Below are 21,345 nucleotides of genomic sequence, written 5' to 3'. Positions count from 1 at the left end.
CTCACTCGCCCGCTTCCCCGCGCTGCGACCAAGGATTCAAGGAGTACCGTGCCCACACACACCGCTACGAGCGCAGCTGCGTCTTCAGTTGAGATCATCGACGACACCGCTAGTGCTGCCGAAACCGCCGACAGCAGCTCTCATACTCTCGACGACCTGACTGGGTCGAATTCGACTGTGAAGACGCGTATGTCCTGGCGCCAGGCCATCGTTTTCATTGTGGTGCCACTTTTTGTCGTCGCACTGAGTGCAGTCACGGGATGGCTGAAATGGGTCGACGGCTCGGCGCGCGAAGCGCAGGTGGCCGCAACCGAATCGGTGCAGGCCGCGCGTGATGCCACTATCGCGCTGCTCTCCTATCAGCCTGATACCGTCCAGCAGACTCTGGAAGCGGCTCAAACACGGCTCACTGGCTCGTTCCGCGATTCTTACGATCAGCTTATCCACGACGTGGTGATTCCCGGTGCTCGGGAGAAGAAGATCTCTGCGGTGGTGAATATCCCTGCAGCGAGTTCGATTTCAGCAACAGGCCGTCATGCTGAGGTGTTGGTCTTCGTCAATCAGACATCAATTGTCGGCACAGATGCCCCGACTGATACCGCGTCGTCGGTTCGGGTGGGGCTGGACAAGGTAGACGGGCGCTGGTTGATTTCGTCATTCGAACCCGTCTGACGAAACATCTCGGCTGTGCGCAGCCTCTACTCATCCGGCCCAGGTCATGGCATTGTGTAGCCTCCGCTGACCGAGATCATCTGACCGGTTACCTGGCGTGCGGCGAGCGGTGACGAGAACCACAGCACCGCCCGCGCGATATCTTCGGCCGTCGTCAACCTGCGCATGGGAGTGTCCTTGAGCATGAAGTCAATCTGCTTGGGGTTGAACACTTCGTCTTCGCCGACAGACCACAGGCTGGAGGCACCCACCGCATCGGGGCCGTCCGGCATCACCAGGCCTGGACAGACGATGTTCGAACGGATGCCGTGGCGACCGTGTTCGCGTGCGGTGGTGCGCGCAAAGGCCACCATGGCTGCTTTCGAAGCTCCGTAGATACCTTGGCGGATCTGGCCGAACGCCGCGTCGCTTGCGATGAACACCAGGGCCCCGCCACCGCCGTCTTTCATCGGTCCGATGGCGGCCTGGGTGGCAGCCACGGCACTGTAGAAATTCACGGCCATCGTGCGCTGCCACTTGCCGCGGTCGGTGTCGGTGGCGACGAACCCGGGCACACTCCAGCCTGCGTTGTTGACCAGAACATCGATACCACCCCACTGGGTGACCGCTAACCCGAGTGTCTCTTTGGCGCCCTCGGGAGTCGTCAGGTCACTGATCGCCAGATCCACCGCGGCGGCACCGAGGTCGATGGCCTCATCGCGGACCTTCGATGCCTGCGGTTCATCGATGTCGTTCAACACGATTCGTGCGCCCTCGGCGGCGAAAGCGTGCACGATGCCTCGCCCGATGTTGGAGGCGCCACCGGTCACGACGACTCGCGCGTTTGTCAGCCCCAGATCCATGTCGATCCTTCCTTGGCGAAGCATGGTTGAAACCTCTCGGTCCCGTGATTTAACCTAGATTAGAAATATCGATTAGATTTGTCTACGCCGGGTGCGTCGATAGGAGGCCAGTATGGGAAGACTGCTGCAGGGAAAGGTAGCGGTGGTTACCGGTGCTGCGCAGGGGATCGGTCTTGAGATCGCCCGAACTCTTTTCCAACACGGCGCGCAGGTGGTGCTGGCCGACCTGGACGAAGAGGCCACTCGTGGGGCGGTCGAGCAGATCGCCGGCGCGAGCGCAGACTGTGGAAGCGCAGTGTGCGACGTTACCTCCGAAGACCAGATGCACAGCCTGATCGGCAACACCGTCCGCGACTTCGGCCGCCTCGACGTGTTCGTCAACAACGCTGGCATCACGCGGGACGCCTCCTTGAAGAAGATGCAGGTGTCGGACTTCGATGCGGTCGTCACCGTGCACCTCCGTGGCACCTGGCTCGGCGTTCGCGAAGCGGCAGCCGTGATGCGGGAGCAGAAGTCGGGGAGCATCATCAACATCTCATCGCTGTCAGGAAAGTCCGGTAATCCCGGCCAGACCAACTACAGCGCCGCCAAGGCCGGCATCGTCGGTCTCACCAAAGCTGCGGCGAAAGAAGTTGCTCATCACAATGTGCGGATCAATGCGGTGCAGCCCGGCCTGATCCGGACCAAGATGACCGCGGCGATGCCCCCGGATGTGTTCGCCCAGCGCGAGGCCGACGTGCCCATGAAACGCGCAGGCGAGCCGGCCGAGGTCGCAGGTGCAGTGGTCTTTCTCGGCTCTGACCTGTCCAGCTATATCACCGGATCGGTGATCGAGGTCGGTGGCGGGAGGTACATGTGAATACTGTCGTCAGCGACATCGACGGGAAAATCGGGCGCATCACACTCAATCGTCCTGACCGGATGAATGCCATCACCGTCGAACTTGCCAGCACGCTTGAGGCAGCGATTACGCAACTCGGCGAGCGCCGCGACATCAATGTCATCGTGATTCGGGGAGCCGGAGGCAACTTCTGCGCCGGCGGCGACTTCGATGAAGTACAGAGACTGCGTGCGGCGGGCCCTTCGGAACTTCGCACCTTGTTTACCACGTTCAAGGCAGCCTGCGACGCGATTGGCCGCGCCGAGGTTCCGGTCGTGGCCGCTATCGAAGGCGTCGCCATGGCCGGCGGGTTCGAGCTCATGCAGGCTGCCGACATTGTCCTGACCGCCAACGAGGCGCGCATCGCGGACAATCACATCAACTTCGGGATGATCCCGGGCGGGGCAAGCACCGCCCGTCTTCCGCGCATCCTCGGCCGTCAGCAGGCCTTGGCACTGCTGCTGTCTGGGGACAAGTTCACGGGTTTCGACGCCGTCGAAATGGGGCTGGCGTACCACTCGTATCCCGCTGAAAACTTCGATGACTCGGTGGAAGCCTTTCTGTCGCGGATGGCAGGGCGTGAGCGGTCGGCACTCACCGCTGTCAAGCGGCTCGTCATGGAGGGCCTGAACAAAGACTTCGACAGCGCCAACGCCGACGAGACCGACGCCGTTGTATGGCGGATCAGCGGCCAAGCCGGCCAGGACGGGGTATCCGCATTCAAGAGCAGAGAGGTCACAGCATGACCGCCACGATCAACGCCGCCGTCCTACAGGAGGTGGCATCCGACGGAGTTGCCAACATCCGGCTGAATCGTCCAGCCACGTCCAACGGGCTCAATGTCGAAACGCTCAAGGCACTCCACGAGGCGGTCTTGGCCTGTCATGCCGACCCGGCCGTCAAGGTGGTACTGCTGACCGGCGCGGGACGCAACTTCTGCGCCGGGGGCGACATCCACACGTTCGAATCCAAGGGTGCCGCCCTGCCGGACTATTTGCGCGAAGCGACAGCCTGGTTGCAGTTGGCGACCGCGGCACTCATCCAGCTCAGAGTCCCGGTCGTCACCGCAGTCCAAGGCTTCGCCGCCGGTGGCGGGGGCCTTGGACTGGTCTGCGCATCCGACATCGTTGTCGCTGCGCGCTCGGCGAAATTCTTCTCCGGCGCGGTCCGCGTCGGGATGGCTCCCGACGGCGGCTCCTCGGTCACCCTCGCGCAGTTGGTGGGACTGAGGCAGGCTCTGCGCGTCTTGCTTACCAACCCCACGCTGACCGCTGACGATGCCGCGGCGATCGGGCTGATCACCGAGGTGGTCGAGGACACCGAGCTGCAGAACCGGGCCGAGGCGATCGCCGCCGAACTGGCTGCCATGCCCACCAAGGCGCTCTCGGCGACCAAACGGCTGGTGTGGTCGGGCGTCGGTGCCTCCATCGAAGAACGCCTGCCCGAGGAATCGCGCACCGTATCCGAGCTGTCCGGCACAGCCGATGCGCTGGAGGGTCTGCGTGCGGTCATCGAAAAGCGCGCACCGAGGTTTACCGGACAATGAGCATCCTCATCGACGACGACGGCGCCGTGCGCACCGTTATCCTCAACCGGCCCGACGTGCGCAATGCGATCGACATCCCGCTCCGGCTGGAGTTGGCCGACGCCTTGGAATCGGCACACACCGACACCGGCGTGCGCGCGATCGTTCTCACCGGTGCGGGCAGCACGTTCTGCTCAGGTGGCGATATCTCCACCATGAAGGTCATGTCTGAATCCGAAGCGATGGAACGTGCCCAGTTGGCACAGCGAGTGATTCGGGCGATCTGGAACACCCCGAAGCCGGTGATCGCCGCCGTCGAGGGTGCAGCATTCGGAGCCGGTGCGGCGCTGGCCGCTGCCTGTGACCGCGTCGTCGCCGGGCGTGACGCCCGATTCGCGACAACCTTCACCAACGTCGGACTCGCCGGCGATATGGGAGCGTTCGCTTCACTGCCGCGCCGGGTCGGCCCGGCCCGGGCGCGCCAAATGCTGCTGTTTCCCCGACCGTTCACCGCCGACGTCGCGGAGAGCTGGGGACTGGTCGACGCCACGACAGAACCCGGCAGTGCCCTGGCCGCCGCGCAGTCCGACGCGCAACAGCTCGCGGCGGGGCCCGCGCAGGCCTATGGCGTCATCAAGACCCTGCTCGCGATCAGCCCGGCACTGCCTCCGATGGAGGTGCTCGATCATGAAGCCGCCCATCAGGCACGGCTGTTCGGCAGTGATGACTTCGCCGAAGGCATCACAGCCTTCCGGGAGAAGCGGCGGCCTTCGTTCGGCCCACGACAAGGAGTTGTCTCATGACCTCTGTCATCGATCCCTCGGCTGATACCGGCAGCCGATACGAACGGCTCATCCGCCCGGAGAAGGTCCACGGCACGCTCTACACAGACCCCTCCATCTACGCCGAAGAGCTTGAGAAGATCTGGTATCGCACATGGGTGTTCGTGGGCCACGAGAGCGAGGTGGCCCAGCCCAACGATTATGTGCGAAAGAACCTCGGGCCGCAGGACGTCATCATGACCCGCGACCGCGATGGCGAAATCCATCTCCTGCTCAACCGGTGCGCCCACCGCGGCAATCAGGTGTGCGACGACGCCAAGGGCAACTCCAGCACCTTCAGGTGCCCGTATCACGGCTGGACCTTCCGAAACGACGGAGAACTCATCGGTTTTCCGTTCTTCAAGGGCTACGGCGACCGCAAAATCGACCTGGCGATGGGGCGTGTCCCGCGGGTTGACTCCTACGGCGGATTCGTCTTCGGCAGCTTCGCCCCGGATGGGCCGTCACTGGTGGAACATCTCGGTGCCGCCGCCGGCGAGATCGACCGGCTGGTCCGGCTCTCGCCGGAAGGCCGTGTGGAATTGACGGCCGGCTGGCTTCAACACAAGGCGCGGGCCAACTGGAAACTTCTGGCGGAGAACGAAACCGACGGATATCACCCCCAGTTCGTCCACGGGTCGATCTTTGGGGTCACTGGAAGCACGATCGGTCCGCTGTACAGCGACTCGTCGATCGCAGTGACCCGAGATCTCGGTGGCGGCCACAGCGAGAATGATCTTCGTCCGGAGTTTCGTAAGTTCGCCCAGCCGATGCGGTGGTTCGGAACCACCGAATCCCGGGTACCGGACTACGTGGCCGCCATACGCGCCAAACACGGGGACGCGGCGGAAGAGATCCTCGTCGAAGGCGCTCCCCACGTGATGATTTTCCCGAACCTGTTCATCGCCGAGATCCAGGTCTTCAACATCCAGCCGGTCGCCGTCGACGAATGTGTGCAGTACGCCACGGCCGTCCAATTGGCAGGCGCGCCAGAACTCAACCGCCGCATGGTCTCTCAGTGCGTTGGTTCCGTGGGTCCGGCAGGAATGCTGCTCGCCGACGACACCGAGATGTACGAGCGCAACCAGCAGGGCATCGCGTCGTTGACCCCGGAGTGGCTCGACGTCCGCCGCGGGATGAATCGCGAAAAGGTCGACGAGAACGGATTCACGATCGGCACCAACACCGACGAAACCGGCATGCGCGGCTTCTGGTCCCACTACAAGACGCTGATGGAAAGGGACTGAGGATCGTGACAACGTCATTGCAGGGCTCTGGTGAACTGGCGCCGGCTCCAGAAGAGTTCGATCGGTCCACAGTGGAGCAGTTCCTTTTCCGCGAAGCCCGTTACGCCGACGAGAACGACTACGACGCATGGGAGGCGCTGTGGACCGACGATGCCCTGTACTGGGTACCCGCTGAGTCCGGTGACCCCGATCCGATGCGGCAGATGTCCATCATCTACGACAACCGCAGCCGCATCTCGACCAGGCTGAAACAGGTGCGCACCGGCCGTCGGTACGCCCAGGCGCCCCCGTCGCATCTACGCCGACTCATCTCGAACATCGAATTCCTCGGCGGCCGAACGAATCCCGAGGGCACTCTCGATCTGGAGGTCGGGGCGAACTTTATCGTCATCGAGGCACGGCCCCGCGGCAACCACATCTGGGGCGGTCGCACCACCTATCGCTTGCGCCGTGTCGACGGCGAACTGCGATTGGCTTACAAGAAGGTGCAGTTGGTGGATGCCGACAAACCGATCCCGACACTGGGCTTCCTCATCTAAAGGAGCATGCATGGGTATTCAATTCGATGAATCGGCACCGGTGGCCATACCCGGGGTCGGCGCGGTCATCGGCAGCGAGTTCGCCGAGGTTGCCGTCAGCATTGACGACCAGGCCAATTCACCGCGGCTCAAGTTGCAGGATCTGCGAACGGGCCGGGCGCGGTTCCTCGACGCGCTCGAACTCGAAACCGTCATCTGGCTCCCGAACGACCGGCTCAACAGCCTGCTCGACCCGTCGGCCGACCGTTGGCGAGGCGACGAATGAGACGTGCGGCCATCGTTGCGCCACTACGGACACCGGTCGGCGCGTTCGGCGGCAGCCTGCGTCCCCTGCGCGCCGAGGACCTGGCAGCCCACATCATCAAAGCGGTGGTGTCCCGTAGCGGCATCGACCCCGACGTCATCGAAGACGTTGTCATGGCGCAGTCGTATGCGAACTCCGAAGCGCCCTGCATCGGACGGTGGGCAGCACTGCATGCCGGGCTTCCGATCAGCGTATCCGGCCTGCAGATCGACCGGCGCTGCGGCGGCGGACTGCAAGCGGTCATCACGGCCGCGATGACCGTTCAGACCGGTGCCTCCGACGTCGTCCTGGCCGGCGGCGTGGAATCGATGAGCAATATCGAGCACTACACCACCACCGCTCGCTGGGGATCGCGGTCGGGCAACCAGACGCTCTATGATCGTCTCGACCGCGGACGTGAACTGTCCCAACCGGTGTGGCGGTTCGGCAAGATCAGCGGGATGATCGAAACCGCGGAGAACCTCGCGTCTGACTACGGTATTGACCGGGCGGCAGCAGACGAATTTGCCGTGCGCAGCCACCGTCGTGCCGCGGCAGCGCAGGACGGTGGTCTGTTCGACGACGAACTCGTTGCCGTGGATGTGCCGCAGCGGCGTGCAGATCCGGTCACGGTGACCCGAGACGAGGGCATCCGGCCTGACACCACCATGGACACGCTGGCGGGGTTGCGCTCTGTGGTTTCCGGCGGCACCGTCACCGCCGGGAACGCAGCCCAACAGAACGACGCCGCCGCCGCCTGTCTGGTGGTTGCCGAGGACCGACTCGAATCGCTCGGCCTGGAACCGATCGGCTTCCTGGAAGGGTGGGCAGCGGTCGGTTGTGAACCCTCCCGGATGGGCATCGGACCGGTTGGAGCGGTCGAAAAGCTCTTCAGTCGGACAGGATTGACCTTCGATGATCTCTCGCTCATCGAGATCAACGAGGCATTTGCCGTCCAGGTGCTCGCGGTTCTATCTGGGTGGGGCCTCAAGCCCGCCGACGTCGAAGACCGGATCAATGTCAACGGCTCCGGGATTTCGCTAGGCCATCCCATTGGGGCAACCGGGGTGCGCATCCTGACCACCATGCTGCACGAACTGCGTCGCCGCGGTGGCGGCCTGGCGTTGGAAACCATGTGCATCGGCGGAGGACAGGGGATCGCTGCGGTATTCAGGAGTGCCTCGTGACGATCGGATTGTTGCGATACGCCAGTTATCTGCCCAGGCACCGGCTCAGCGGGGCCGATATTGGACTGCGTAGGGGCGATCGAGTGGTGGCCTCCTACGACGAAGACTCGACCACCATGGCCGTCAACGCTGCCGGCCAGGTGGTCGAGCCGGGTGCGCATCCGGGTGCGCTGTACCTGGCGACCACGACGCCTGCCTACGCGGACAAGACGAACGCCAGTGCTGTGCACGCCGCACTCGGCTTGCCCACTGATGTGCTCGCTGCCGACCTCGGCGGCACCGCTCGCAGTACCGTCGCCGGCATCCTTGCCTGCGCCCGCTCCGGGGGGTTGGTTGTCGCGGCTGACGTCCGCGTCGGCAAGCCTGGATCGGCCGATGAGAAGACCGGTGGCGACGGCGCCGCAGCGCTGTACTTCGGTGACGGCGAACCCATCGCGGACATCCTCGCAACGCGATCGCTGACCGCTGAATTTCTGGATCGATGGCGGGATCCACTGTCGCCAACAGGGTTTCAATGGGAGGAACGATTCGGCGCCGAGCATTACAGCGCACTGATCACACTCTCGGCACAACAGGCATTGGACGCAGCCGGCGTGGCAGAGGCCGACCACGTCGTGCTGGCATGCCCGAACACCGCGGTGGTCAAGCGCGCCGCAACTCTGGTCAAGGGGCAGAAGTCTGTCATCACGTCGCCGATCGGGCATACCGGTGCTGCCGACCCTCTGATCGCCTTGGCGGGTGCCCTTGATACCGCCGACCCCGGTGACACGATTCTGCTGATATCCGCCGTCGATGGATGCGATTCCATCGTGTTCCGCACCACCGGCGCCATTACCGAGCATCGACAGGCTGCTGCGCTGAGCGCTCAGCGCAGTTGCGGGCTCCCAGTGCCGCACCTGACCTATCTGTCGTGGCGGGGACTCGTCGAACGCGAATCCCCACGCAGGCCCGAACCTGAACGCGCCGCCGCTCCACCAGCAGCAAGAACCGCGCAGTGGAAGTTCGGCTTCACCGGAACACAGTGCACGAATTGCGGTTTCACCCACCTTCCCCCGACACGGGTGTGTCGGTCGTGTGCGTCGGTCGACGAGATGGTCGACGTGGCGGCCGGGCGACTGGGCGGAACGGTCGTCACGTATACGGTGGACCGGCTGGCGTTCTCTCCCTCACCGCCGATGATCCAGGCTGTCATCGATGTCGACGGCGGCGGCCGGTGCACCCTCGAGTTGGCCGATGCTCGCCCGGAGGAACTCAAAGTCGGGACACGCGTTCGCTTTTCATTCCGGAGGCTCTTCACTGCCGGCGATGTTCACGACTATTTCTGGAAGGCGGTGCAGGACAGTGCCGAGTAACGGAATCGCCGGCAAGGTCGCGGTCGTGGCCATGGGGTGCAGCACGTTCGGAGAACGGTGGGATGCTTCTACGGACGACCTGATCCTGGAGGCGTACCAGGAGTGTTTGACGGCGGTCCCAGGCGTCGACCGCTCTGACGTCGACGCTTACTGGCTCGGCACGTTGAGTTCCGGGCTGGGCGGATTGACATTGAGCCGCGCGATTGGCACCGATGACAAGCCGGTGACCAGAGTTGAGAACTTCTGCGCCACTGGCTCTGAAGCCTTCCGAAATGCGTGCTATGCCGTCGCGGCCGGCGCCTACGACATTGTGATGGCTGTCGGCGTCGAGAAGCTCAAGGACTCCGGGTATTCCGGGTTGTTGCGCCAAGATCCGCCGGGCGACGGTACTGCCCCGGAAATCTTGATGACTGCACCGGCAGCGTTCTCTCTGCTCGATCCGGCCTACTGCGACCGCTACGGCGTGCATCCCGACGAGATGCGGGCCGCGATGACGCACGTCGCCTGGAAGAATCACGACAATGGAACCCGAAACCCGAAGGCGCAGTTCCGCTCGCCGGTGTCGCGCGAGACCATCGACGGGGCCGCGAAGGTGGCTGGGCGTCTCGGTGTGTTCGACTGCTCAGGCGTTTCCGATGGTGCGGCGTGTGCACTCATCGTGCCCGCCGAGCGCGCACACGAGTTCACCGATACCCCGATGTACGTCGAAGCGTTGTCTCTCATTGCGGGATCCACGCGCGGATCGATGGATTCGACCTTCGACTACACCACGTTCCCAGAGGTGATCAAGGCGGCCAAGGACGCCTATGTCCAGGCGGGAATCGACCGCCCAGCTGAGCAACTCTCGCTCGCCGAGGTCCATGACTGCTTCACCCCTACCGAGATCGTGCTGATGGAGGATCTCGGATTCTCCGATGCCGGGCAGGCGTGGAAGGATGTCTTGGCCGGTGACTTCGACGCAGGCGGGCGGCTTCCGATCAACCCCGATGGTGGGCTGAAGTCATTCGGTCATCCGGTGGGAGCCAGCGGTTTGCGGATGCTCTACGAAGCATGGCTGCAGTTCCGCGGCGAGGCGGGCAAACGTCAACTGTCGGATCCCCACACTGCCCTCACGCACAATCTGGGTGGTCGTCCGGGCGGGTGTGTGTCCTTCGTGTCGATCGTCTCGAACAGGCCCACGTTTCGAAGCTGAGCCCAGGATCGGTCAGTTGAGTGCCGGTGACCTAGGCCTCGGATCCGGGGGTGCAGGTCGCGGTCAGATTCAGCGGGGACCTCGTAGAGACGCGCAGATGGGTTTCCGCGGTACTCGGTGACCTGGCATCGATGACCGACAGCGATGACCGCCTGCGCGAAACCCTAAGCGTCTTCTTGCAGTTGGGGTCGAGCTTCAAGGCGACCGCCGATGTAATGCATCTGCATGTGAATTCGGTCAAGTACCGCGTGCAGCGTGCCGTCGAGCGTCGTGGACGGGACGTGGCTGATGATCGGCTTGACGTTGAGGTGGCGTTGATGTTGGCCCACTGGTTCGGTGACGCCATCCTCGTCCCTTCCGACGAGTGACCCGCCCGTAGGTTCTATTTTGAATTTGACGGCGGTGTCGCTGCGGCACCGTACAGGCTGTGCGCTGTAATCGGCGTCAATACGGGGCTGTGTGGGAATGCAGTCCATGTTTTCGCCTTGACGGATCGCATTTTTTTAACCTAGATTCAATCAAGTAGAACTGACCGGCAGAGGAGCGCAGGTGTCTGGTGTTGAAGACAAGGTTGTCGTCGTTACGGGCGCGGGGGGTGGCCTTGGCCGCTCGTACGCACGATTTCTGGCGGCCAACGGTGCGCTAGTCGTCGTCAATGATCTCGGTGGTGCCCGGGATGGTTCGGGTGCCGGTACCCAGGCCGCCGACACCGTGGTAGAGGAGATCCGCGCTGCCGGCGGAAGGGCCGTCGCCAATTACGATTCGGTCGCCGACGAGGCCGGCGCCGCCTCCATCATCGATACCGCGCTCACTGCGTTCGGTGCCGTGCACGGGGTGGTGAGTAATGCCGGCATCCTGCGCGACGGCGCCTTCCACAAGATGTCGGCCGATAGCTGGGAGGCTGTGCAGAAGGTGCACCTCTATGGCGGGTTCAACGTGATCCGCGCCGCCTGGCCGCATTTCCGCGAGCAGAAATTCGGTCGTATCGTCGTTGCGACGTCCACCAGCGGCCTCTACGGCAACTTCGGACAAGCCAATTACTCAGCGGCAAAGGCTGGGCTGGTGGGGTTGATCAACACCCTGGCGATCGAGGGTGCGAAGTACTCGATCACAGCGAACGCCATCGCACCACTCGCCGCCACCCGGATGACCGCCGACATCGCCCCGCAGGAGCTCTTGGACAAGCTCGATCCAGAGCTGGTCGCGCCTGCGGTCGGCTACTTGGTATCGACCGAAAACGAGGACACCGCATCGGTGTTCGTGGTCGGCGGTGGCCTGGTGCAGCGCGTCGCGCAATTCCAGAACGACGGCGTCACGTTCCCCACGCCGCCCAGTCTGGCGGAGATCACCGCGAAGTGGTCACGGATCAGCGATATGTCTGATGCCAAACTTGGCAGCAATCCTGTCTGAGGCGCGCTGTGAGCACTGTGCCTCCACCAGACCTCGGCGCGACTGAGCTCGTGCAGGCTTACCGGGAGGGCGACCGATCGGAACCTCTCGCCAGCCATACGGTCGGCGGGTTGCTCGCGTCCCGCGCCGCCGAACACCCCGACCGGGAAGCTCTTGTCGGTATCCGTCACGGTACGGGTGAGACTGAAAGAGTCACGTACACAGAACTTCTCGAGGGATCCCGCCGGGTCGCTGCGGCCCTGGCCGAGTTGGCCGAGCCCGGCGACTACGTAGCCCTGTGGGCCCCGAATGTCATCGAGTGGACCTTCATCCAGTACGGCGCAGCCCTCGCCGGCGTCGTACTGGTGGCGCTGAACCCTGTGTTGCGCGATGGCGAACTCGACTATGCCTTGCGGCACAGCCGCGCGCGGGTGCTGCTGCATGCCGACGTCAGCCGCGAGTACGTGATGTCTGAGGTCGCCACGCGGGTGTGCGCGGGCATCCCCGGTATCCGCCGGATCTCACTGTCCGAGCAGGAGCTGTGGATGGCGCCCGCACCATCGGACAGTGTCGTGGACATCGAGACTGATTCGCCGGTCATGCTGCAGTACACATCGGGTACCACAGGGCGGCCCAAGGGCGTTCTGTTGACCCACCGGGCGCTGGTCAACGTCGCCAGGCTGACGATGGAGGCCACCGGGGTGGCCGCGGGGGCGGTCTGCTTCAACCCATTGCCACTGTTTCACACCGCCGGCTGCGTCATTGCCACCATCGGTCCGCTGTGGGTTGCGGGCACTTCGATACTCTGCGAGCGTTTCACCCCCGACGCGACGCTGGAAGCACTGCTACGCGAAAGCGTCTCGGTGCTCTTCTACGTCCCCACCGTGCTGCTGGCTTTGCTGCAGCGGCAGCGACAGCTCGATACGCCCGCCCCGCGGTTGCGCATCATCATGGGCGGTGCCTCCAGTGTATCCAGTGAGCTGATCGACGGTGCCACTTCCGTTTTCGGGGCGGAGGTGTACAACCTGTACGGTCAGACTGAACTGGCACCCGTGCTCTCTCTGACCCGCCCCGGAGACAGCAGGCATGACCAGCTCACGACTGTCGGGCGTCCGCTACCTCACCTGGACTGCAAGATCGTCGATCCCGACTCCGGTGCGACGCTCGGTGTGGGCGAGGTCGGTGAAATCTGCGCCCGGGGGGATCAGCAATTCCTCGAATATTTGCACGACCCGGATGCCACTGCACGAGCATTGGACTCCGACGGCTTCGTTCGCACCGGCGACCTCGGCGCCATGGACCACCGCGGATACTTGACGGTCACGGGCAGGCTCAAGGAACTCATCATCCGTGGCGGTGAGAACATCTCACCCGCTGAGGTCGAGGCAGTCCTCGCCGCGCACGATGATGTTCTCGACGTCGTGGCGGTGGGACTCCCCGATGAAAAGATGGGCGAGATCGTCGCCGCGGTCTGTCGTATAGACCACACCCGAGAAGGCTTGCGGGAGCGCCTGGTTGAACATGCCAGAGCACACATGCCGTCGTACAAAGTGCCGGCTCGATGGTTTGTCATCGAGGATTTCCCGATGACGCCGACGGGCAAAATTCAACGGTTCGCCCTCCGTGAAGCAATCTGCGCGCAGGAGTTGGACGAACTATGAATGTGAGGCCCTCGATCGAGGCGCGCCGGAGTGCGCTACGCAAGCGGTTCCCCGTCTGGTCGCCGACGAGCCTGGCCGACTGGCTCGACACATGCACAGCGGAGTACCCGACACGCCCCTTCGTGCTTTCCGACTCGGCGGAGCTGACTTATAGAGACGTGGCAGAGGAATCGCGCCGGCTGGCTGCCGGCCTGTCAGCCCTGGGCGTGCGCCCCGGTGACCGGGTGGGCATGGTGATGGCCAACTATCCCGAGTTTGTGGCCGTCAAATTCGCGATCGCGCGTGTCGGCGCGGTTGCGGTGCCATTCAACTACCTCTATCGCGAAAGTGAATTGGCTTTCGTGCTCGCCGATTCCGGCTGCCGGGTGTTGATCACGATGACGGAGTTCGGTCTTCTGGACCACCAGGGAATGCTCGACCGCATCGTCCCAGGCTGGGATGTTCCCGGCTTCAGTGATCGAGCCTCGGACGCCGACGGACTACCAGAACTGCGCCGTGTCGTCGTCCTGGATACCGGTGGTGAGCCGCGGCAGGGCGCGTTGGCGGTGCGCGACCTCGCTGCGCTCGGTGAGGGCCGCCTTGCGACGTTCTCCGCGCCGGCCGTCGATCCGTCGGCTCCTGGGGACATGCTGTACACCTCGGGTACCACAGGTGCGCCCAAGGGCGTCGTGGTGTCGCACGATGCGGTCCTTCGCACGGGCTACGCGTCCGCTCTGACCCGGGCCTACGAAGACGGCCGTCGGATCCTGTATTCCCTGCCCTGCTATCACATGTTCGGGTATGTCGAAGGGCTGCTCTCGGTGATGTATGTGGGCGGCGCGGTGGCCTTGCAGCCATCCTTCAGCGCGGAGGGGTACTTCCGTGGCATCGAGCGCCACCGCGCCACCGATATCTTGTGTGTGCCGACGATGGCCGTGGCGATGGTCGAAAGCCCGGCACGCAGCGACTATGACCTCAGCTCACTCAAGGCCATCCTGTGTGGGTCTGCCCCGGCTCCAATCTGGCTGTGGGAGCAGGTCTCCGCCGAATTCGGCGTCACCGAGATCGTCACGGGTTACGGCATGACCGAATGCGGTGGGGCGATGACGTTGACCCTGCCCGAAGATCCGCTGGAATCGCTGACCACGACGGTGGGAAGACCGAAGCTGGCCGGCGTTGCCGGTGTACCCGGTACCGATGCCCTCGTCGTCTACCGCGCCGTCGACCCTGATACCGGCGCCACTATGCCGCCGGAAGGCGAAGGTGAACTGCTGTCATCAGGACCGACCACGATGCTCGAGTATTGGAATCGCCCGGAAGACACCACTCGCAATCTGCGAGACGGTTGGCTGCACTCGGGGGACCTGGGCCGGGTACGGTTCGACGGCTACCTACAGGTGACAGGCCGCAGCAAAGAGTTGTACAAGAGTGGCGGCGAACTGGTCATGCCCAAGGAGATCGAGGATCTGCTCGCACAGCATCCCGGAATCAGCCAGGTCTTCGCGATTGGCCTCACCGACGAGCGCTGGGGTGAGATCGGTTGTGCGGTGGTGGTCCCGGCAGCCGATCACGACATCACCGAGCACGAGGTACTGGGGATGTGCCGAGAGAATCTGGCGAGGTTCAAAGTCCCGAAGCGCGTCGTGTTCTACCGCGCCGAAGACCTGCCGACCACACCAACGGGCAAGGTGCAGAAGTACCGCCTGGTGCAGCAGGTCGGTGCTGCACCGCGGCCTAGTTGACGACGCGGCTAGGCCGCGTCGAATCGGCGCACTCCGTCGTCCAGGGCGCTGGTCAGTTCGCCGCGCGCCACCAGCAGATCCAGATGGGACTGCACCTCGAGAATTGCCGTCATGCGGTGCACGACGTCCAACTCGTCGAGCGTGCGCTCCCGCCGCGTCCAGCGCATCTCCGACGCAACCTCGAACGAGCTGGAATTGCCGGCCGCGATGAGATCTCCGACCTGGCGTAGCCGCGTTTCGTGATGCTGGATCAGTTCGTGAGCGCGGGCATGGGTGGTACCCGCGGTGCTGCCGTGGGCAGGCAACATCTTCGCATCCGGCAGGCGAAGAACGAGGTGCAGCGAATCGATGTACGAGCGCAGCGGGAGTTTCCCTGGTGCACGCTCGAATGCGATCGACGGGGTGATCCGTGGTAGCAAATGGTCGCCGGTGAAGATCACGCAGTTCTCCGCGTCCTCGAACACGATGTGTCCCCGCGTGTGACCGGGAGTCGTACGCACCACGAGTTGTATCGTGCCGCAGTCGATCACGTCGCCGTCATCGAGCCAGCGATCTGGCGGGGCGAAAGCTACGCCTCGCTCGTAAGGCTCCCACTCCAGTTTGCCGATCGCCGTGGCCAGTTCGGCCGCACCGGCCTCGTTCAGTTTGCCGATCTGATGGGGATGAACCACGTCGGGCTGTCGCAAGAAGGCGTCGATGCTGTGCTCTTCTTCGCGGCCCAGCATGAGCTCGATTCCGTGCTGATCGCGCCATTGCACGCCAAGTGAGTAGTGATCCCAGTGCTGGTGGGTGGCGACGATTCTGAGTACATCGCGCACGCTGTATCCCAGCCCGTTCAGTGCACGGATCAATGCCTGCTCAGAGGGTGGGTAGGCCCATCCCGGATCGATCAGAGTCACACCTGCGGGCGAGCAGATGACGTAGGCGTTGACGACCTGCAGGTCGGGCAGGGGTAGTGGCAGCGCGACGCGCGTCGCGGTGTCGGTGACCGGCTCCACTTCGTGGACGACCTCGGCAGCTGATGGATGTGACATTTGGTGATGCTCCTGTCTGACTTCACACAAAAATTTAACAGAAACTAGAAAAATGTGTTAGCGTCGCGATATAGCCGTGATAGGAACCACTGCAGGTGGTCAAAGGCCTATTCAAAACCCAGTTGCTTGCGCAGAGGAGGTCCGCCGCGATGGTCATCGGAGCGTTGGACCGGTCGCGGCTACCGGCTGTGGATCGGCCGATGTCGGGACGCCCACGCATGCTCGCCGCCTGGCTTACAGAACAAGCAGGGCCCATTGACGCGCCGCTCGCTGTGACGCGCACGGGTCTGGGCTACACCAATGCCACATGGCTGGTGACCGACCAGGCCAGGCGTCAGTGGATCTTGCGGGAGCGGACCCGCCCCGACTCGCGTTCGTTCGATCGGGAAGCGGCGGTGCTGACCCGGCTGTCGGCCATGGGCCTGCCGGTCCCGAGAGTGACCGGGCACGGCGACCAGCGCGGGTGCCATTTCATGGTGACGAGCGTGGCGGCGGGAGTGGTGATCGACGATGAGCTGCAGGCATCGCGTTTGACGGTCGATGAGCGTCGTTACCTGGGTGAGAACGTCGTCGATGCGCTGGCGCGGCTGCACACGGTGGATCCGGCCAGTGTCGGGCTACCCGAATTCAGCGCGAGGCACACGGACCGGCAGCTGGCTGTGCTGGCCGACGTGTGGACGTCATCGGGAAGCAGTAGCGTGCACGATTCTGCTTGGTGCGCTGTGCGTACCCGACTTCTTGCGCGTCGGCCCGACCGCGAGCCCCGGATCCGGCTGGTACATGGCGACTATCGCTTGGCCAACATCGTCACCCAAGACGCCAAGGTTGTCGCAGTTCTGGACTGGGAACGGTGTACGGCGGGAGATCCGCTGTCGGATCTGGCGTGGCTGCTCAACAGTTGGCGCGGGCCCGGCGAGCCGACCGGTTGCCCGATGAGCCCGACACGTGTCGGCGGATTCCCGTCCAGGGGGGCACTGCTCGACTTCTACGCCGCACGCACCGGCATCGAACTGCACAACCTGAACTACCAAAGGGCACTTGCCTACTGGACTTCCGCGACGCTGCTGCAAGCCGCCGAGACCCGACGCCGTACCGATGTGTCCCAGGCGGACCTGGGCAATGTCGACGAAGAAATCAACTATTGCCTCATCGAGGCCGCATCACTGCTGAGGAAACATCGATGGTAACGGCGCTGGACGACTATACGCATCCGATTGGACCGGAACTCAACTTCAACGAGTCGATGTACTTCGAGTTCCACGATCCCGCCACCGGGTTTGCTGGCTTCCTGCGCCTGGCGAACCGCCCCAATGAAGGCATGGGGGAGAGAACGGTTTGCCTCTATCTGCCCGGCGGGAAGGTGGGCTTCGGATTTGCTCGGCCCGAGGTCACTGCGAATGCGGCCATGAATGCCGGTGGCCTGGCAGTCGACGTCGTGCGGCCTATGGAGGAGGTGTGGGTCCGTTTCGCCGGCGGTATTTCTGTCTTGTCCGATCCTCGCGCCATGAGTGAGCCGAAGGTGGCGCTGACGGCGAGCCCGATAGCTCCGGCACGGATCGAATTGCGCTACAGCGCTATTGCTCCGGCCCATGAACAGACCTTCGAATCGGGTGACCAGTCCTTCGCGCCGAACCATTATGAACAACTCACCGCGGTGAATGGTGTCATTGAGATCGATGGCCACCGCCACACCGTCCAGGGGCACGGCCTTCGCGATCATTCGTGGGGCCCACGCTCCTGGCAAGCCCCCTGGTTCTACCGTTGGATTCACGGCAGTTCCAGTGAATTCGGCTTCATGGCAGCCTATTTCGGCGAGCCCGACGGGTCCAGCCGCCGCGGGGGGTTCGTCTTCGACGGGGAGAGCGTGCATGCCTGCGACGACATCACCATCTCCACAGACCGCGACGGCGACGGTTTTCAGCAGCGCATCGAGGTGTCCATCGGCACCGGCCAGCGCAAGTGGCGACTGCACGGCGAGGCCTTGTCCTCTGTCCCGCTGAGGCACCGCAGTGCTGATGGATCGGCGACCACCCGCATCGTCGAATCTTCGATCCGTTGGCGGCTCGAAGAGGGCGACGAAGTCCATGGCATGGCTGAATACCTCGACCAGATCTGTGACGGAGAACCCGTCGGAAAACACGTGTAGAGAAAGGATTTTCGACCGTATGAAGGTATTCGACAACCTCGCGGACTTCGAATCGGCAGCCGGGACCGAACTCGGCCCCACCGACTGGCTCGAAGTGGATCAGCAGCGCGTCGATAAGTTCGCCGACGCCACCGATGATCACCAGTGGATCCACGTCGACCCTGACCGTGCCGCGTCTGGACCATTCGGTGGCACCATCGCACACGGCCTGCTGACGCTGTCGTTGCTGCCCCGGTTCATGCACGAGCTCTACCGGGTCGACAACGTCGCCATGGCGATCAACTATGGCTTCAACAAGGTGCGTTTCATCACCCCGGTGCCGGTCGGTACCAAGCTTCGCGCCTCCTCGCGAATCACACAGGTTGACGAACTCGACACCGCAGTCCAAGCCACTCTAGTCACGACCATCGAGGTCGAAGGAGCGGCCAAGCCCGCCGCCGTGATCGAATCGATTGTGCGCTATGTCGGTTGAGATCACCCGAGACTGGAAAGTCGCCGCCGCCGAGAGCCTCTACCAGGCACTGGCGACGGGCAACGCGGACGCCCTGACGCATTTGTTGGCATCGGATTTCATCGGTCATGCCGCCGAAGGTCTGCCGCTCGACATGGGCGGCACTCATGTGGGCCCGGAGGCCATGCGTACCAATCTGTGGTGGCGGATCGGCGAGCACTTCAAAGCCCGCGCTGTTGCCGAGGACTTTCAGGCGCTGGAGGACGGCCGCCTCGCAGTCATCGGCAACTACCGCGGCACCGCGCGGCGCAGCGGCGCCGAACTCGACGCCGCATTTGTACATATCCTGGCCTTCGACGGCGATGGGCGCATCGCCTCACTCAAACAGCTCACCGACACCGCAGCCTGGCATGCGGCCCTCGACGGCGACGGAATGCTTCAGACTATCGACTACCGGGTCGAGCACGGTGTCGCCACCATCTGCTTGAACCGGCCAGACAAGCGCAACGCGATCAATCTTCGGATGGGCCAGGAGACCCTGGAGGTCGCCCGCAGGATCGCCGCAGATAGTTCGGTCCGTGCAGTCCTGATCTGCGGAAACGGTCCGGCCCTCACCGTCGGTGGTGACATCTCGTATTTTCTCGAAGGCGGCGGGGAAGGCTACGACAAGCTGTTCGAGAAGATGATCCGGCCCTACCATGAGGGATTCGACATCCTGAGCCGGGTCGAGGCACCCATCGTAGCCGCAGCCCACGGAGCGGTCGCCGGCGGCGGTCTGGGCTTTATCTATGCTGCCGACCTGGTCCTGGCCGCCGAGGACACCCGATTCGTCGCGGCCTTCGCAGGCATCGGGCTGTCCGGCGACGGTGGCGGCACCTATCACCTGCCACGCCTCATCGGGCCGCGGCGCGCCGCGGCAGCCTACCTGCGCAACACGCCGATCACCGCTAAGGAGGCGCTCGCCTGGGGCCTGGTCAACGAGATCGTGCCGGTCGATGAACTCCGCGCTCGTGCAACGGCTTTGGCGCGCGAACTGGCAGAGGGGCCGACCGTGGCTTTCGCCACGATGCGAGCTCTGCTGAAGGACAGCTGGAGCAATGATCTGACCGCACAACTCGCCGCGGAGTTGCGCGGCACCAAGACAACAGGAAACACCCGCGATGCGGCGTCCGCCATCTCGGCGTTCGCCGAGAAGCGGACCCCGATCTTCGAAGGACGTTGACATGGCCGGACTCATCCAGGACACCGAGGAGCACAAGGCAATCCGCGAAAGCGTCGCGGGCATTGCCAACCGCTACGGGCAGGCGTACTTCCTGCAGCGAGGCAGGGCCGGTGAGGACATCGAGGAACTCTGGAAGGATCTCGGCGCGGCCGGCCTGCTCGGGGTGCACCTGCCCGAGGAATACGGCGGGGGTGGCGGCGGGATGGCCGAGGCCGTGGTCGTCGTCGAGGAGTTGGCGGCACACGGTATGCCGATGCTGATCTGGGTGATCTCGCCGGCGATCTGCGGCAGTATCCTGGCCCACCACGGCTCGGAAGAAATGAAACAGCGCTGGCTGCCCGGGATCGCCGACGGCAGCCAGAAGATTGCGTTCGGGCTCACCGAGCCTGACGCCGGGTCCAACAGCCACAACGTTAAGACGACCGCCCGCAAGACCGCATCCGGTTGGGTGCTCTCCGGATCGAAGTACTACATCTCAGCTATCGACCAGTGCGACGCCCTGCTCGTCGTGGCACGGGACGGGGACCACTCCACCTCGGAAAAGTCCAAGCTCTCCTTGTTCGTCGTGCCGACCGCTGCGAAAGGCTTGTCGTATCAACAGATCGACACGTCGATCGTGTCGCCGGACAAGCAGTTCACCGTCTTCCTCGACGAGGTGGAGGTCGGTGAGGACGCACTGATCGGACAGGCGGGCAACGGGCTGCGGCAGGTCTTCGACGGGTTGAACCCGGAGCGGATCCTGGTCGGCGCCATCTGCGGAGGTGTCGGGCGTTACGCCATCGAGAAAGCCACCGCCTACGCCAAGGAACGTACCGTGTGGTCGACCCCGATCGGCGCCCACCAGGGCATCTCGCATCCGCTGGCCGAGAGCCATATCGCCGTCGAGTTGAGCCGGCTCGCGACCGCGCTCAGCGCTCAGCAGTTCGACGCGGGGCTGCCTGCCGGTGAGGCGGCGAACATCGCCAAGTTCTCGGCGTCAGAAGCAGCCCTTAAGGCACTGGATCAAGCCATCCAGACCCACGGTGGCAACGGACTCTCCCACGAATACGGATTGTCTGAACTGTGGTTCGTCACCAGGCTGATGCGCACCGCGCCGGTCAGTCGCGAGATGGTGCTGAACTTCGTTGCCCAGACCTCGCTCGGCCTGCCCCGCTCGTACTGACAGCCCTCACAGCACCGAA

The 21,345-nt window shown here is 63.8% G+C and carries 22 protein-coding genes; 20 read left to right on the top strand and 2 right to left on the bottom strand.

The window, feature by feature from the left end; all coding sequences use genetic code 11:
• The first annotated feature begins 48 nt into the window (after window positions 1-48).
• Window positions 49-672 (top strand): hypothetical protein, encoded by a 624-nt coding sequence (locus A5784_RS11640; RefSeq protein WP_156750506.1) that lies wholly within the window; start codon window positions 49-51, stop codon window positions 670-672.
• A gap of 44 nt (window positions 673-716) precedes the next feature.
• Here the strand turns inward: A5784_RS11640 and A5784_RS11635 are convergent, their stop codons facing one another.
• The gene (locus A5784_RS11635; RefSeq protein WP_064945041.1) at window positions 717-1,514 is read right to left on the bottom strand and encodes an SDR family NAD(P)-dependent oxidoreductase; all 798 of its coding nucleotides are present in this window, start codon (window positions 1,512-1,514) and stop codon (window positions 717-719) included.
• A gap of 112 nt (window positions 1,515-1,626) precedes the next feature.
• Between A5784_RS11635 and fabG the strand changes: the two genes are divergently transcribed.
• The 14 genes from fabG (at window position 1,627) to A5784_RS11565 (ending at window position 15,311) form a co-directional block, all read left to right on the top strand.
• Window positions 1,627-2,373, top strand: a complete 747-nt coding sequence (gene fabG, locus A5784_RS11630; protein WP_064945040.1) for a 3-oxoacyl-ACP reductase FabG — start codon at window positions 1,627-1,629, stop codon at window positions 2,371-2,373.
• Window positions 2,370-3,140 carry an enoyl-CoA hydratase/isomerase family protein gene (locus A5784_RS11625; RefSeq protein ID WP_064945039.1) on the top strand — a complete coding sequence of 257 codons (771 nt, stop codon included), beginning with the start codon at window positions 2,370-2,372 and terminating at the stop codon, window positions 3,138-3,140. Before fabG ends, A5784_RS11625 begins: the two co-directional genes overlap by 4 nt.
• Window positions 3,137-3,940, top strand: coding sequence for an enoyl-CoA hydratase/isomerase family protein (locus A5784_RS11620; protein WP_064945038.1), 804 nt, complete (start codon window positions 3,137-3,139; stop codon window positions 3,938-3,940). Before A5784_RS11625 ends, A5784_RS11620 begins: the two co-directional genes overlap by 4 nt.
• A complete protein-coding gene (locus A5784_RS11615; protein WP_064945037.1) occupies window positions 3,937-4,722 on the top strand; it encodes an enoyl-CoA hydratase/isomerase family protein in 786 nt (261 codons plus the stop codon). The genes A5784_RS11620 and A5784_RS11615 overlap by 4 nt, the downstream gene beginning before the upstream one ends.
• Window positions 4,719-5,987 (top strand): aromatic ring-hydroxylating oxygenase subunit alpha, encoded by a 1,269-nt coding sequence (locus A5784_RS11610; protein ID WP_064945036.1) that lies wholly within the window; start codon window positions 4,719-4,721, stop codon window positions 5,985-5,987. The genes A5784_RS11615 and A5784_RS11610 overlap by 4 nt, the downstream gene beginning before the upstream one ends.
• A 71-nt stretch (window positions 5,988-6,058) precedes the next feature.
• Window positions 6,059-6,526 (top strand): aromatic-ring-hydroxylating dioxygenase subunit beta, encoded by a 468-nt coding sequence (locus A5784_RS11605; protein ID WP_197514712.1) that lies wholly within the window; start codon window positions 6,059-6,061, stop codon window positions 6,524-6,526.
• A gap of 10 nt (window positions 6,527-6,536) precedes the next feature.
• The gene (locus A5784_RS11600; protein WP_064945034.1) at window positions 6,537-6,791 is read left to right on the top strand and encodes a hypothetical protein; all 255 of its coding nucleotides are present in this window, start codon (window positions 6,537-6,539) and stop codon (window positions 6,789-6,791) included.
• A complete protein-coding gene (locus A5784_RS11595) occupies window positions 6,788-7,996 on the top strand; it encodes an acetyl-CoA C-acetyltransferase (RefSeq protein ID WP_064945033.1) in 1,209 nt (402 codons plus the stop codon). Before A5784_RS11600 ends, A5784_RS11595 begins: the two co-directional genes overlap by 4 nt.
• On the top strand, window positions 7,993-9,348 hold the full coding sequence (locus A5784_RS11590) for an OB-fold domain-containing protein (protein WP_064945032.1): 1,356 nt from the start codon (window positions 7,993-7,995) through the stop codon (window positions 9,346-9,348). The genes A5784_RS11595 and A5784_RS11590 overlap by 4 nt, the downstream gene beginning before the upstream one ends.
• Complete coding sequence (locus A5784_RS11585) at window positions 9,338-10,540, top strand: acetyl-CoA acetyltransferase (protein WP_064945031.1); 1,203 nt, start codon at window positions 9,338-9,340, stop codon at window positions 10,538-10,540. The genes A5784_RS11590 and A5784_RS11585 overlap by 11 nt, the downstream gene beginning before the upstream one ends.
• A 131-nt stretch (window positions 10,541-10,671) precedes the next feature.
• Complete coding sequence (locus tag A5784_RS11580) at window positions 10,672-10,908, top strand: PucR family transcriptional regulator (protein WP_232006015.1); 237 nt, start codon at window positions 10,672-10,674, stop codon at window positions 10,906-10,908.
• Between the two features lie 181 nt (window positions 10,909-11,089).
• On the top strand, window positions 11,090-11,950 hold the full coding sequence (locus A5784_RS11575; protein WP_064945029.1) for an SDR family NAD(P)-dependent oxidoreductase: 861 nt from the start codon (window positions 11,090-11,092) through the stop codon (window positions 11,948-11,950).
• Between the two features lie 8 nt (window positions 11,951-11,958).
• Entirely contained in the window at window positions 11,959-13,590 is a 1,632-nt protein-coding gene (locus A5784_RS11570) for a class I adenylate-forming enzyme family protein (protein ID WP_232006014.1), read from the top strand.
• Window positions 13,587-15,311 (top strand): class I adenylate-forming enzyme family protein, encoded by a 1,725-nt coding sequence (locus A5784_RS11565; RefSeq protein WP_064945027.1) that lies wholly within the window; start codon window positions 13,587-13,589, stop codon window positions 15,309-15,311. The genes A5784_RS11570 and A5784_RS11565 overlap by 4 nt, the downstream gene beginning before the upstream one ends.
• A gap of 8 nt (window positions 15,312-15,319) precedes the next feature.
• Here A5784_RS11565 and A5784_RS11560 read toward each other — a convergent pair whose 3' ends face one another.
• Complete coding sequence (locus tag A5784_RS11560) at window positions 15,320-16,345, bottom strand: MBL fold metallo-hydrolase (protein WP_064945026.1); 1,026 nt, start codon at window positions 16,343-16,345, stop codon at window positions 15,320-15,322.
• Between the two features lie 200 nt (window positions 16,346-16,545).
• On the opposite strand from A5784_RS11560, the gene A5784_RS11555 reads away from it, so the two are divergent.
• Genes A5784_RS11555 through A5784_RS11535 form a run of 5 tightly spaced genes read left to right on the top strand, consistent with a single transcriptional unit; the run spans window position 16,546 to window position 21,326 of the window.
• Window positions 16,546-17,532 carry a phosphotransferase family protein gene (locus tag A5784_RS11555; RefSeq protein ID WP_197514704.1) on the top strand — a complete coding sequence of 329 codons (987 nt, stop codon included), beginning with the start codon at window positions 16,546-16,548 and terminating at the stop codon, window positions 17,530-17,532.
• Window positions 17,526-18,491 (top strand): DUF7064 domain-containing protein, encoded by a 966-nt coding sequence (locus A5784_RS11550; RefSeq protein WP_064945025.1) that lies wholly within the window; start codon window positions 17,526-17,528, stop codon window positions 18,489-18,491. The genes A5784_RS11555 and A5784_RS11550 overlap by 7 nt, the downstream gene beginning before the upstream one ends.
• A 19-nt stretch (window positions 18,492-18,510) precedes the next feature.
• Complete coding sequence (locus A5784_RS11545) at window positions 18,511-18,963, top strand: MaoC family dehydratase (protein ID WP_064945024.1); 453 nt, start codon at window positions 18,511-18,513, stop codon at window positions 18,961-18,963.
• The gene (locus A5784_RS11540) at window positions 18,953-20,164 is read left to right on the top strand and encodes an enoyl-CoA hydratase-related protein (protein ID WP_082944782.1); all 1,212 of its coding nucleotides are present in this window, start codon (window positions 18,953-18,955) and stop codon (window positions 20,162-20,164) included. Before A5784_RS11545 ends, A5784_RS11540 begins: the two co-directional genes overlap by 11 nt.
• Window position 20,165: 1 nt before the next feature.
• Window positions 20,166-21,326 (top strand): acyl-CoA dehydrogenase family protein, encoded by a 1,161-nt coding sequence (locus A5784_RS11535; protein WP_064945023.1) that lies wholly within the window; start codon window positions 20,166-20,168, stop codon window positions 21,324-21,326.
• Window positions 21,327-21,345: the final 19 nt, after the last annotated feature.

This window comes from Mycobacterium sp. 852013-50091_SCH5140682, assembly GCF_001665685.1.
GTDB lineage: Bacteria > Actinomycetota > Actinomycetes > Mycobacteriales > Mycobacteriaceae > Mycobacterium.
This window is presented reverse-complemented; position numbering and strand designations above follow the sequence as displayed.